The 12,989-nt window shown below is 55.8% G+C and carries 10 protein-coding genes and 6 tRNA genes; 7 read left to right on the top strand and 9 right to left on the bottom strand.

Annotated elements, in window-relative coordinates; translation table 11 throughout:
• Positions 1-26: 26 nt before the first annotated feature.
• The 9 genes from HZS80_RS04640 to HZS80_RS04600 form a co-directional block, all read right to left on the bottom strand.
• Positions 27-800 (bottom strand): ABC transporter permease, encoded by a 774-nt coding sequence (locus HZS80_RS04640; protein WP_035555844.1) that lies wholly within the window; start codon positions 798-800, stop codon positions 27-29.
• Positions 797-1,765 carry an ABC transporter ATP-binding protein gene (locus HZS80_RS04635; protein WP_035555846.1) on the bottom strand — a complete coding sequence of 323 codons (969 nt, stop codon included), beginning with the start codon at positions 1,763-1,765 and terminating at the stop codon, positions 797-799. The genes HZS80_RS04640 and HZS80_RS04635 overlap by 4 nt, the downstream gene beginning before the upstream one ends.
• Positions 1,766-2,151: 386 nt before the next feature.
• Positions 2,152-3,543, bottom strand: a complete 1,392-nt coding sequence (locus HZS80_RS04630) for an NAD-dependent succinate-semialdehyde dehydrogenase (protein ID WP_035555850.1) — start codon at positions 3,541-3,543, stop codon at positions 2,152-2,154.
• A gap of 810 nt (positions 3,544-4,353) precedes the next feature.
• Positions 4,354-4,428 (bottom strand) — tRNA-Gly (locus HZS80_RS04625).
• 27 nt (positions 4,429-4,455) lie between these two features.
• Positions 4,456-4,531, bottom strand: a tRNA-Glu gene (locus HZS80_RS04620).
• A 101-nt stretch (positions 4,532-4,632) separates the two neighbouring features.
• Positions 4,633-4,707, bottom strand: a tRNA-Gly gene (locus tag HZS80_RS04615).
• 46 nt (positions 4,708-4,753) lie between these two features.
• Positions 4,754-4,829 (bottom strand) — tRNA-Glu (locus HZS80_RS04610).
• Positions 4,830-4,924: 95 nt separating this feature from the next.
• Positions 4,925-4,999: transfer RNA gene (locus tag HZS80_RS04605), tRNA-Gly, on the bottom strand.
• 86 nt (positions 5,000-5,085) lie between these two features.
• Positions 5,086-5,161, bottom strand: a tRNA-Glu gene (locus HZS80_RS04600).
• A 333-nt stretch (positions 5,162-5,494) separates the two neighbouring features.
• On the opposite strand from HZS80_RS04600, the gene HZS80_RS04595 reads away from it, so the two are divergent.
• The 7 genes from HZS80_RS04595 to HZS80_RS04565 all read left to right on the top strand — a co-directional run bounded on the left by HZS80_RS04595 (position 5,495) and on the right by HZS80_RS04565 (position 12,977).
• Positions 5,495-6,598: a TRAP transporter substrate-binding protein gene (locus HZS80_RS04595; protein WP_035555854.1), complete on the top strand. Its 1,104-nt coding sequence runs from the start codon at positions 5,495-5,497 to the stop codon at positions 6,596-6,598.
• A 1-nt stretch (position 6,599) separates the two neighbouring features.
• Positions 6,600-7,109 (top strand): TRAP transporter small permease subunit, encoded by a 510-nt coding sequence (locus HZS80_RS04590; RefSeq protein ID WP_035555856.1) that lies wholly within the window; start codon positions 6,600-6,602, stop codon positions 7,107-7,109.
• Between the two features lie 3 nt (positions 7,110-7,112).
• Positions 7,113-8,438: a TRAP transporter large permease gene (locus HZS80_RS04585; protein WP_035555858.1), complete on the top strand. Its 1,326-nt coding sequence runs from the start codon at positions 7,113-7,115 to the stop codon at positions 8,436-8,438.
• A 40-nt stretch (positions 8,439-8,478) separates the two neighbouring features.
• Entirely contained in the window at positions 8,479-10,065 is a 1,587-nt protein-coding gene (locus tag HZS80_RS04580) for a gamma-glutamyltransferase family protein (RefSeq protein WP_035555860.1), read from the top strand.
• A gap of 136 nt (positions 10,066-10,201) precedes the next feature.
• Positions 10,202-10,600: a peptide-methionine (R)-S-oxide reductase MsrB gene (gene msrB / locus HZS80_RS04575; RefSeq protein ID WP_035555862.1), complete on the top strand. Its 399-nt coding sequence runs from the start codon at positions 10,202-10,204 to the stop codon at positions 10,598-10,600.
• A gap of 66 nt (positions 10,601-10,666) precedes the next feature.
• Positions 10,667-11,623 carry a ribosome biogenesis GTPase YlqF gene (ylqF, locus tag HZS80_RS04570; RefSeq protein WP_035555865.1) on the top strand — a complete coding sequence of 319 codons (957 nt, stop codon included), beginning with the start codon at positions 10,667-10,669 and terminating at the stop codon, positions 11,621-11,623.
• Between the two features lie 106 nt (positions 11,624-11,729).
• A complete protein-coding gene (locus HZS80_RS04565) occupies positions 11,730-12,977 on the top strand; it encodes a pyridoxal phosphate-dependent aminotransferase (protein ID WP_035555868.1) in 1,248 nt (415 codons plus the stop codon).
• The last annotated feature ends 12 nt before the right edge of the window (positions 12,978-12,989 follow it).

Here is a 12,989-nt window from a genome sequence, read left to right as displayed (position 1 = left end):
CTCTCTTTTCAAGCGGATTGATGCGTCTAGCTGCGGATACCTTTACCGCGCTCCAGCATCGCAAGCGCAATGCTAAACAGCACAATGATAAAGGCAAAAATAGCAGCGAGCGCCCAGCCAACGGGAATATCCGACACGCCTAAGAAGCCGTAACGGAAAACGTTAACCATGTACAAAATCGGATTGAGCATGGAAACGCCCTGCCAGAACTCGGGCAACATCGAGATAGAGTAAAATACCCCACCCAGATAGGTCAGCGGCGTGAGAATAAACGTCGGCACGATAGAAATATCGTCGAACTTGTTGGCCAGCAAAGCGTTAATAAACCCGCCAATGGAGAACAGGGCCGAGGTGAGCACCACCACCAACACGGTGAGCAGTGGATGCTCCATGGTGAGACGGGTAAAGAACAGCGAAACGATGGTCACAATCAGCCCGACGCCCAGACCACGGGCCATGCCGCCTAGAATAAAGCCGGCTAAAATGACCCAGTTGGGCATTGGCGAAACCATCATTTCTTCAATCGAACGCTGGAATTTATTAGAGAAGAAGCTCGACGCCACGTTGGAGTAACTATTGGTAATCACCGACATCATGATCAGCCCCGGGACGATAAAGTCCATGTAGCTGAAGCCGTCCATGTCGCCAATCCGCGAACCAATGAGATTACCGAAGATGATGAAGTACATCGCCATGGTGATCGAAGGTGGCAGCAGCGTTTGCGGCCAAATACGGGTGAAGCGTTTGATCTCTTTGAGCACCAGCGTCCATAGAGCGATCAATGTTTGCGTAGCGTTCATACGCGCTCCTCCTGCTTCTCGACGCGCTGGTCTATCGCCCCTTGACCACTCCCTTCCACCATTGACACAAACATCTCCTCTAGGCGATTGGCCCGGTTGCGCATGGAAACCACCTGGATGCCCTGCTCGCTCAGCGCACTAAACACATCATTTAAACGTTGCCCGCGGTGCACCTCGAGTGATAGCTGAGTAGATTCCAGCTGCTTTACCTCAAACCCTTCTATCTTGGGTATGTCTGTAATGGCCTCTGAGGTATCAATTAGGAAGGTCTCGGTATTCAGTTCAGCCAGCAGGCCTCGCACACTCGTATTCCGCACTATGTCGCCATTATTGATAATCGCCACATTGCGGCAAAGGCTCTCGGCCTCTTCCAAATAATGAGTGGTAAGAATAATAGTGGTGCCTTCATCCTGATTAATCCGCCGCATGTATTCCCACATGCTGCGCCTTAATTCAATATCCACCCCAGCGGTTGGCTCATCCAGAATCAGCAATTTGGGGCGATGCATCAGCGCCCGGGCGATCATCAGGCGGCGCTTCATCCCGCCGGAGAGCATCCGCGCGCTGCCGTTGCGCTTTTCCCATAGGCCCAGATCAGTTAGCAGCTGTTTAGCGCGAGGCAAGGCTTCGCGGCTCGTCATACCGTAGTAACCCGCCTGGGCCAATACGATATCGAGCACTTTTTCAAACTGATTGAAGTTGAACTCTTGCGGCACGACACCTAACTGGTATTTGGCCTTGGCGAAATCTTTATCGACATCAATGCCAAAGATGGAGACCTTGCCCGCTGTTTTTTGCACCAGCGAGCAAACCACCCCCAAGGTGGTGGATTTACCGGCGCCATTGGGTCCCAAGAGAGCAAAAAAATCGCCCTGCTGGACGTCTAAATCAATACCTTTGAGCGCCTGAAAGCCGTTGCCATACACTTTGGTAAGGCCACGGATCGACAATGCCGGTTCGGCCATGAACATGTCCTGTCAGCAAAATAAGAAGAGAAGGTAAAACATTAGGGCGCAAACGACTTTTTTCAAGGCGAACAATCGAGCCGAGCGCTAGACACGCAGAAAAATAGCGTCCAGCAATAGCTGATGCATCAGGGAAGCAATTGAGACTAGAAGCGCTTTGAGTGGGAAAGGGAACCTTTGCGGCCCCCCCTCAACAAGGTTTTCAATGATACAGCAGTCGTGCGTTAGCTCGTCTGCCCTGCGGAGTGCAAGATCAACAGTCGCATGCCCCTGAGAGTCGTTTAGAGCCTGTTTCAAAACCTTGAAAACAGGCTGTGGCCGAGAACCCAACTTCGTGCGTGCTGGCAAGAAAACTCACATTAACAATGTACTCCCGAGCATGACGGTCAGAACTGACCGTCGATGTCGGTAACGCCAATCAACTTGTGGTTGACGAATTCCTTCAGTCCGAGGCCAATCAACTCGCGACCATAGCCGGAGCGACGAACGCCGCCGAAAGGCAAGTCGGCCTTCACTGCCGTTGGGTGATTGATGTAAACCATGCCGGTGGATATCTGAGCCGCCACCTGGCGACCTCGCTCAATGTTCTGCGTGAACACTGATCCGCCTAACCCAAAGGGAGAATCGTTGGCGATCTCGATGGCTTCGGACTCGCTCTTGGCTCTGAACACCAGAGATACCGGACCAAAGAACTCCCAGTAGTAAGCAGGATTGTCCTTCGTCAAGTCCGTCAGCAGCACAGGCTGTACGAATGCACCGCGCTCGGGTATTGCGGCGCCGATTACGGTCGCCGTAGCACCATGCTTAATTGCATCTTCCACTTGCTTTTGGACATCGTCCGCTGCGCTCTGAGACGACAAAGGCGCCAATGTCGTCGTCGGATCCATGGGATCTCCTGCTTTGAGCACGGCGACGCTGGCTTTGTACTTCTCCAGGAAGGCGTCATAGACCTCCTCGACGACGATAATCCGCTTGGACGAACAGCATACCTGCCCAGCGTTCCAGTGGCGGCCGAACACGGCCCATTTCACGGCCTTGTCGATGTCGGCATCATCCAGCACGACAAACGCGTCGGCGCCGCCCAATTCCATCGTTGACTTCTTCAGCGCCTTGCCAGCCTGTGCAGCAACTACCGCGCCAGCTGCTTCAGAACCGGTCAAAGCAACACCGTGAACGCGTGGATCGTTAATGATGGTTTCCAGCTGCTCGCGCGTTGCATAGAGATTCTTGAATCCGCCAACTGGCAAGCCAGCGTCAAGCATCAGCTTCTCGAAAAGCGCAGCCGATTGCGGGACGTTGGATGCATGCTTGAGCACGACCACGTTACCGGCGGCAAGCTGAGGAGCGATGATGCGGGCGATCTGATAATAGGGGAAGTTCCACGGCTCTATCGCAAGGATAATGCCCAGGGGCTCGTGCACCAGCCAGGCCTCGGTCACCACCGGATCCTTGGACGGCAGCTTCTCAGGTGCCAACTGCCGCTCGGCGTTCTCGACGTAGTACTCGAAGATCGCAGCTGACAGCTCGACCTCCGCCTGCGCCTCGCCCAGCAGCTTGCCCATCTCCAGGGTCAGCAGTTTTGCATACTCCTCGCTATTGGCTCGCAGCAAGTCGGCCGCTTTCTGCAGGATAGTGACCCGCTGCTGGACGGGAGTGTTCTTCCAGTTGCGGAATGCTTTATCGCCGCTATCCAGCGCCAGAGCAACCTCTGCATCGGTTGCGTTGGGGAAATTTTTGATCGTCTCCCCGGTATAGGGATTGGTCGTTGCATAAGCCATTTTTTAATCCTCTGTTAACCGGGTTATCTGTGTGGCATCAGTTTCGCGCGCGCAGGGCACCCTAAATCACTGTGAAAAGAAACGATTACCCAGGGCTACCCCCGTTCTGGTAGGCATCCCCGTCCTAGCCTTCAAGCGCCCGGCAGCTGCCTGTGATCGTCGGTCATCGAAGCCTCGCTGCATGTAGGAATCAAAGCCAGCGCGCATTGGTCATCGCGATCTGAGTGGCAAATGTACCCAAGGCCATGCACCGTTGGGTCACCATCATAGCTAAGGTTACGCATTTGCATATTGTCGTGGGTCACGTCTACGTGCGCTAATAGTAAGTGACAGCGTCAGTTACTGGCTTATCTTCAAATTAATAAGATGCCTAACTGCCAATATGAAAGCGGCAAGCTTCATATGATTTAGAACGACGATGATAGCCTGACGGGAGGGAGCACTGACGAACCAGCTGAGCTTGGACAAAAAACCAAAGAAAACCAGCCCGTGGTCATCCAAGACGTTTAGCCAGAGCCCTATTAGGCTAAAAGCCACTGACTCAGTATCAGCAAAAAGAACATAGACGAAAACTGCATATAAAGCAGTGAAATGGAAGAAGTTTTGGATACTAGAAGCTTAGCGGAGAAGGTGAGCTATAGGCTGTCATATTGCAGGACTGACATTCCAGTTCCCGACGCTGTCATAGCTACCTGATACTGTTTAACTGGAGCGGGAAATAGATTGACGGGGCTGCCCCCAGCCGGGCTGGCGTACCAGATCCCGACCCTCGCCTTGGTAAGGCGATACTCTTTACCACACCATCAAAACTGGAGCGGGAAAGGAGATTCGAACTCCCGACCCTCGCCTTGGCAAGGCGATGCTCTACCACTGAGCTATTCCCGCAACGCAAAAACGACGTGTAACGCTAGATGGCGTCCCATAGGGGGTTCGAACCCCTGTTACCGCCGTGAAAGGGCGGTGTCCTAGGCCACTAGACGAATGGGACTAAATCAAAACTGGAGCGGGAAAGGAGATTCGACCGGGCTGGCGCACCAGATCCCGACCCTCGCCCTGATAAGGCAATACTCTTTACCACACCATCAAAACTGGAGCGGGAAAGGAGATTCGAACTCCCGACCCTCGCCTTGGCAAGGCGATGCTCTACCACTGAGCTATTCCCGCTTATAGAACACTTGCTTACTTAGCTTTTTACCTAATCTATCGGAAGTGGCGTCCCATAGGGGGTTCGAACCCCTGTTACCGCCGTGAAAGGGCGGTGTCCTAGACCACTAGACGAATGGGACACTGTAATTACTTCAACTACTTTGGAGCGGGAAAGTAGATTCGACCGGGCTGGCGTTCCAGCTCCCGACCTCGCCTGACTTACCACACACCTAATTGGAGCGGGAAAGGAGATTCGAACTCCCGACCCTCGCCTTGGCAAGGCGATGCTCTACCACTGAGCTATTCCCGCATTCCGATAACCTGACGACCGCTTACTCTTAAAAACGCTCTTCCTTAAAGGACTTACCTTTAAAGGACTTGGGCCTCAAAAATAAGTGGCGTCCCATAGGGGGTTCGAACCCCTGTTACCGCCGTGAAAGGGCGGTGTCCTAGACCACTAGACGAATGGGACGTTGCAATGCCTCGTCGAGGTGGCGCGTATGTTACTCAGACCTTATTGAGCTGTCAAGCTCTCTACCTTCACCAATCTAATTGGCTAGCTTTCAATTACCTGCAAGCAAAGCGTGGGGGTTACGACATAGCCATGCACGCTGAAAGTGCTCAGCATTATAATTCGGCGTCATACCGGTGCAAACGCTTATTTCGCTTAGTGCTGCGCCCTCCCCCACCCACCTATAAAATCGTTAAAAATCTTTTATTTACAATAAAATCGATTTTTATGGCACACCCCTTGCTACCTCATTGTGTTCCCTTGCTGACTACTTCCCACTTAATGAGGTGTGCTATGTCCTTATCCCGCCGCAAGTTTCTCACCACGGCAGCCGTCTCCTCCACTGCTGGCCTTATATTGGGCGCCCCCTCTATCGCCCGTGCGCAGTCCGCCGAGAGCTTCAACTGGCGTATGACCAATGCCTATCCGCCTGGCTCACCCTTTTACGTGGAAGGGCCTGGCAGCCCTACTGATGTAATCGCCAAAATCAACGCCATGTCCGGCGGACGCCTCAATATTCAGCACTTCTCTTCCGGCGAGCTGATTCCAGCCTTTGAAGGTTTCGAAGCCGTTCAAAGCGGCACGATTGAGATGAACGCCGCTAACAGTTACTTCTGGTCAGGCACCACCTTTGCTGCCCAATACTTCACTACCGTACCGTTTGGTATGAGCTTTATGGGGCATATGGCGTGGCTTTACCACGGCGGTGGTTTGGAGCTGTGGCACGAAGTGTATGAGCCCTACGGCATGGTGGCCTTCCCGCTGAACAATACCGGCGTGCAGATGACCGGCTGGTTCCGCGAGCCCATTGAAGATATTAGCCAGCTCAACGGGCTGCGCATGCGCGTTCCTGGCCTAGCGGGTCAGGTTTACTCCTCGCTTGGTGTGGATGCCCGCGTCCTGCCCGGTGGCGAAATATTCCCAGCGTTGGAGCGTGGCGTGATTGACGCAGCTGAATTCGTTGGCCCTTTCCAAGACCGTCGCATGGGTCTGCATAACGCTGCCAAGTTCTACCACACCACTGGCTGGCACGAACCCTCCACCACAGGCGAACTGCTGATCTCGAAAACCCACTGGGATAGCCTGCCGGAAGACCTGCAGATGATTGTCAAAACCGCCTGTATGGCGGCCTGTTTGGAGAGCGTCACTTGGTCCGAAGCCGTTAACGGTGAAGCCATGACCGATCTGGTTGAGAACGAAGGCGTCACTGCCAGCATGCTCCCCACCCCCGTTGTCGATGCGCTGCGTGAAGCCACTCAAGATACCCTGGCGACAGAGGCCAACGCCGATCCGCTGGTGCGCAAAGTGCACGATAGCTATATGGCGTTTAAAGCCAATCATGACCGCTGGGCAGGCGCCAGTGAACGCGCCTGGTTAAACGACATTATCGGAGTCTGATATGCGCGCCGTGGCATGTTTTGTCCACGGAGTTGAGGCGGTGGTTCGGCTTTTTGGCTGGATCGCCGCCTGGACCTGCGTGGTATTAGTCGGATTAGTCGCTGGTGACGTATTGATGCGCTATGCATTTAGCGTTGGCGCGGTATGGCTGCAGGAGCTGCAGTGGCACCTGATCTCACCTATCGCACTGTTTGGCATGTCGTATCTACTGCTGATGGGTGAGCAAGTTCGCGTAGACGTCTTCTACGAACGCTTCCCCGCGAATCTGCAGCGAGTAATTGAGGTGATCGGCGGGCTATTACTGCTAGTCATGGGGCTGTATATCGCCTGGCTGACGCTGCCCTGGATCGCCCAGTCGTTCGCCCGCGGCGAAGCATCGCCCAACCCAGGCGGACTCCCCCTTCGCTGGCTGCTCAAGTCGCTCATTCCGTTCGGTTTTGTCCTTCTCGCGCTGCAAGGGTTGGCCCACGCGCTGCGTCAAGCGTTTGCCCTACCCACACGAGGTGAATAACGCATGTCTCCCAATGAATGGCTAGCGATCGGCATGATCGTGGCTTTTTTCGTGTTCCTGCTGATTGGTATTCCGGTGGGTATCAGCATCGCGGCCACGGCTTTTTTCTTTGGCTATATTGGCTTTGGCCCAATGCTGTTTAACCTGCTGCCATCCCGCATCTATGGGGTGGTGACCAACTACACCTTTATGGCTATTCCGCTGTTTGTATTTATGGGGGTGATGCTGGAAAAGTCGAAGCTGGCCGAAGAACTGATTGATGTGATTGGCCACTTGTTCGGCGGCCTATCAGGCGGCATGGGCGTGGCGATTATTTTGGTTGGTGTGCTGTTAGGCGCCGCTACGGGCATTGTCGGCGCCACGATCGTCACCCTGGGCTTACTCACCCTGCCCACGCTGCTCCGCCGCGGCTACCCCAAGACCCTGGCCACCGGCATGATCTGCGCCTCTGGCACCTTGGGACAGATTATTCCTCCCAGCCTAGTGCTGATTCTACTCGCTGAAATCCTGGGTGAATCGGTCGGCACCATGTTCGCTGCGGCCATGGTGCCGGGGCTGACGCTGGCGGCGGTGTATATTATTGCCATTCTGGTGATCGCTAAACTTTATCCTCACCTGATGCCTCCCATTCCAGCTGAAGAGCGTGCGGATATGGGGCGGCGCCAGTTGTTTCGCAAAGTCATCACCGTGGTGGGCCCGCCGGTGGGCTTGGTGTTTGCGGTATTAGGCTCGATTATTGGCGGCATTGCCGCGCCAACTGAGGCGGCCTCCATGGGCGCACTAGGGGCGTTATTAATTGTGACTTGCTCCGGCCGGTTAACCTTTGCGCTACTCAAAGAGGTCGCCAAGGCCACGCTGGTGATCTCGGCCATGGTGTTCTTTATTCTGATCAGCGCGCAGGTATTTGGTCTCGCATTTCGTGGCTTGGGCGGCGAGCACTTGGTGGCCCGTATGTTCGACTGGGTGCCCGGTGGCGAGTTAGGCGCGATGCTGTTTATGCTACTGCTGATGTTTGTGCTGGGCTTCTTTCTTGAGTGGATTGAGATCAGCTATATTGCCCTACCGCTGTTTTTGCCCTTCTTTGTCCAGATGGGCGTCGATATGGTGTGGCTGGGCATTCTGGTGGGGCTGGTGCTGCAAACCTCGTTTCTTACCCCACCCTTTGGCTGGTCGCTGTTTTTCCTCAAGGGCGTGGCGCCGAAAGAAGTCTCGACGCTGGATATTTACAAAGGTGCGCTGCCGTTTATCGGCCTCCAGTTTGTTGCCGTGGCGCTGGTATTTATCTTTCCCAGCATTGCTACCTGGTTGCCCCAAGCCATTGGCTGGTAACGACCTGCTTTAGCACTTACTTAATAATAAGGAATCAAAGATGCTTCATACTCAACGTAGTTACGGCGGCAGCTGCGTCGCTCCTCACCACCTAGCCGCTAGCGCCGGGCGCGATGTGCTTAAGCAGGGCGGCAACGCGGTGGAGGCCATGGTCGCTGCCGCTGCCGCTATTGCGGTCGTTTATCCGCATATGAACGCCCTGGGAGGCGATGGCTTTTGGTTGATTCATGAACCGGGCAAAGCGCCTATTGCCATCGACGCCTGCGGCCCGGCGGCAGGCTTGGCCAACGCGGATTTCTACGCCGGTGAATCGCACATACCTGAGCGAGGCCCAAAGGCCGCCCTCACCATGGCGGGCACCATTGGCGGCTGGCATGAAGCGCTGAAGGTAGCGTCAACATGGGGTAAACAGCTTCCCCTCACCACGCTGCTGGCCGACGCTATTCGTCATGCCGAAGCGGGCATTTCGGTCACACAAAGCCAGGAAGCCCTCACCGCCAAACACGTTGAGCGCCTTTCTCAAAGCCCTGGCTTTAGTGATTCCCTGCTGCTTAACGGCCAGCTGCCCCGGGAAGGTGAGCGGCTGCGTCAGCCACGTTTAGCGGCCACCCTCAAGCGCTTGGCGGAAGCCGGATTAGATGATTTCTATCGCGGCAAACTGGCCGCTAGCATGGCGAAAGACTTGGAAGCAGTGGGCAGCCCCCTGCGCTTGGCTGACTTTCACGCCTACCGCGCCCAGCGCGTCACGCCGCTGGAAGTAACGCTGCAAGATGCCACGCTGTATAACCTGCCGGCGCCGACCCAGGGCATGGCGTCGCTAATGATTTTAGCTATTTACGAGCGCTTGAAGGCCGACAAACCAAACGGTTTTGACCACTTGCACGGGCTCATCGAAGCCACCAAACGCGCTTTTATCCTGCGCGACCAAAACGTCACCGACCCCGGCCGTGTGCCAACACCGCTGCAAAATTTGCTCAGCGAAGAGAACATTGGCTTAGAAGCGGCTCAGATCGACCCGCAGCACGCCCTACCCTGGCCCCACAAACCAGCGCCGGGCGACACCATTTGGATGGGCACCGTGGATAGCGAAGGGCGTGCGGTGAGCTTTATTCAGAGCATCTACTGGGAGTTTGGCAGCGGCGTGGTGCTGCCGGAAAGCGGCGTGCTGTGGCAAAACCGCGGCATCAGCTTCTCGCTTAACCCCGACGACCTGCGCGGCTTAGCCCCTGGTCGCAAACCCTTCCACACGTTAAACCCGGCGCTGGCCAAATTTAACGATGGCCGCACCATGGTCTATGGCACTATGGGCGGTGAAGGCCAGCCGCAAACCCAGGCGGCCGTATTTTCACGCTATGCAATGCACGACATGCCGCTCCAGCAGGCGATTACCGCCCCCCGCTGGCTGCTGGGTCGTACCTGGGGTGAAAGCAGCACTAACTTAAAGCTGGAAGCGCGCTTTGACGACGCGCTGATCACCGCCTTAGTCACGGCGGGCCATGATGTGGAAGTACTCCCAGAGGCATTCAGCGACACCATGGGGCATGCAGGTGGGATTGTGCACCACCCCGATGGATTAATAGAAAGCGCCCACGACCCGCGCAGTAATGGCGGGGCGGCAAGCTTATAAGAAGCAGACTGGCGGCTTTCTCAGCCTTCGCACAGGCTGAACTTGGGCAGGTGGCTAGCTGTCACTTACACAAGTGATAAGCTAGTCTGCCTAATAAGCCTCTGAATGATTGAAACCAGAGGGAAAGGAGAACCCCATGGCGAAAATAGAAAAATCCCCCGACGAATGGCAACAACAGCTAACCCCAGAGCAGTACCGTGTTGCGCGTGAAAAAGGCACTGAACGACCGTTCACCGGCGACTATCAGGTGCGCGATGCGCAGGGCATTTACCACTGTGTGTGCTGTAATGCGCCACTGTTTGAGAACGAGCACAAGTTTGACGCTGGCTGCGGTTGGCCAAGCTTCGACCGGCCGCTGGGCACCCGCTGTGTGGAGGAGCATACCGACACCACGCACGGCATGCAGCGCACCGAGGTGGTCTGCTCCCACTGCGATGCCCACCTGGGTCATGTATTCCCCGATGGGCCACCCGATACCACCGGCTTACGCTACTGCATCAACTCGGTGTCGTTGGAGTTTCACCCCGACGAGTAATCAGCGTTAAGTCCGGCGGGCTGCTATAATGGCAGCCCGCTTTTTTTGTGCTTGTAGGAGAGATTCATGCTCGGCTGGTTTCCAGGACATATGAACAAGGCCCGCCGCCAGATTGCGGAGGTGCTGCCAGAGATCGATGTCGTGATCGAGGTACTCGACGCGCGTCTGCCCTACTCCAGCGCCAATCCGATGTTGGCCGAGCTAACCCGCCATAAGCCGGTGTTGAAAATTCTCTCCCGCGCCGATCTCGCCGACCCTGAGCGAACGGCCGAGTGGGTGGCTTTTTTCGATGCCCAAGAGAATATGCGCGCTCTAGCTGTCACCACCACCAATACCCGCGAACTAAAGAAAATCCCCAAGCTATGCCATGAGCTGGCCGGTGCCGTGCGTGCTGATCGCGATGTCCGCGTAATGGTAATGGGCATACCGAATGTCGGTAAGTCCACGCTGATTAACGGCTTAGCAGGGCGAAAAATCGCCAAAACCGGCAACGAGCCTGCGGTGACCAAGCGCCAACAAAAGGTGCGTATTGATGGGCGTGTAGCCCTTACCGACACCCCAGGCGTGCTGTGGCCCAAAATCGAAGACCAGGCCAGCGCCTATCGCCTCGCCGCCACCGGTGCCATTCGCGACACGGCCATTGAATACACGGACGTGGCGATTGTGACCAGCGCGGAGCTTGCCAAACGCTACCCTGAAGCGCTCATCGAGCGCTATAAGCTCAAAGAGCTGCCGCCCTACGCGGCACCCGACATTCCCCACGACATTGATGCGGACGGCCCCAAAAAGCCTGACTTTCTCGCTATTGCTGGCTTTGACGGCAACGCCATCTTAAAAGATATTGCTGCCCGCCGAGGCGGCCTGCGCCCTGGTGGCGCGGTGGATCTGCACCGTGGCGCCGAAGTACTGCTTCACGAACTACGCGACGGCAAGCTGGGCAGGCTAACGCTTGAAACTCCTGCGGATATTCCTCCGCCGCCCGTGCAAAACGACGAAGACAATCAAGCGCTTTCCGACGCATAATGGCCTGACTGCTCTTTAGCCAAAGACACGGCTTACGGACATTTTTTAAGCACTCATGTTTTTTTGGACACTTTTGGGCCTCTAGCTACTTTTGGACAGACACCTCATGGATACCCTGCAGTCGCACGAATCACAACCGTTAAAGAAATCTCATAAGCTGCACAATGTCTGCTACGACATTCGTGGCCCGGTGCTCGACCACGCCAAGCGCTTGGAAGAGGAAGGCCAACGAATTCTCAAGCTGAATATCGGCAACCCCGCGCCCTTCGGCTTCGAGGCGCCGGAAGAGATTCTTCAGGATGTGATGCGTAACCTACCAACGGCCCAGGGCTACTGCGATTCCAAAGGTCTCTACTCCGCCCGTAAAGCGATTATGCAGGAGTGCCAGCGCAAGCAGATTCCCGGCGTGGGGATTGAGGATATCTTCATCGGCAACGGTGTGTCTGAGCTGATCGTCATGGCCATGCAGGCGCTGCTGAATGACGGCGATGAGGTACTGATTCCAGCGCCGGACTACCCGCTATGGACCGCAGCCGCTCACCTTTCCGGTGGCCACGCGGTGCACTACCTGTGCGACGAGCAGGCCGACTGGACGCCTGACATGGCGGATATTCGCGCCAAGATCACCAGCCACACGCGGGCCATTGTGCTGATCAACCCCAACAACCCGACCGGCGCGGTGTATCCGCCTGCCGTGGTGAAAGAGGTGTTGGCGATCGCCAAGCAGCATAACCTGGTGGTGTTCTCTGACGAGATCTACGACAAGATCTTGTATGACGGCGTCGAGCACACCGCCACGGGCGCGCTGGCGGACGATGACCAATTAGTCATCACCATGAACGGGCTCTCCAAAAGCTATCGCTGCGCCGGCTTCCGCTCGGGCTGGATGATTATCTCCGGCAACTTGGCCAAGCTAAACGCCCAGGACTATATCCAGGGGCTGAATATGCTGGCTTCCATGCGGCTATGTGCCAACGTGCCCGCCCAGCACGCGATTCAAACCGCGCTGGGGGGCTATCAATCGATCAACGATTTAATCCTGCCCGGCGGGCGGCTGCTGGCCCAGCGCGATATTACCGTGGAAAAGTTGAATGCGATCCCCGGGGTTTCCTGCGTGAAACCGAAAGGCGCGCTGTACGCCTTTCCGCGGCTCGACCCCAAGGTCTTTAATATCAAAGACGACCAGCAGATGGTGCTGGATCTGCTGCTGCAGGAAAAAATATTACTGGTACAGGGCACTGCCTTTAACTGGCCAGAACCCGACCATGTGCGCATTGTGACACTGCCCTGGGCAGACCAGCTAGGCGATGCACTCGACCGCTTTGCCAATTTCTTGTCGCGCTATCGCCAGTGAGTCCGGTAATTA

It is taken from the genome of Vreelandella glaciei (assembly GCF_013415125.1).
Classification (GTDB): Bacteria; Pseudomonadota; Gammaproteobacteria; order Pseudomonadales; family Halomonadaceae; genus Vreelandella; species Vreelandella glaciei.
This window is presented reverse-complemented; position numbering and strand designations above follow the sequence as displayed.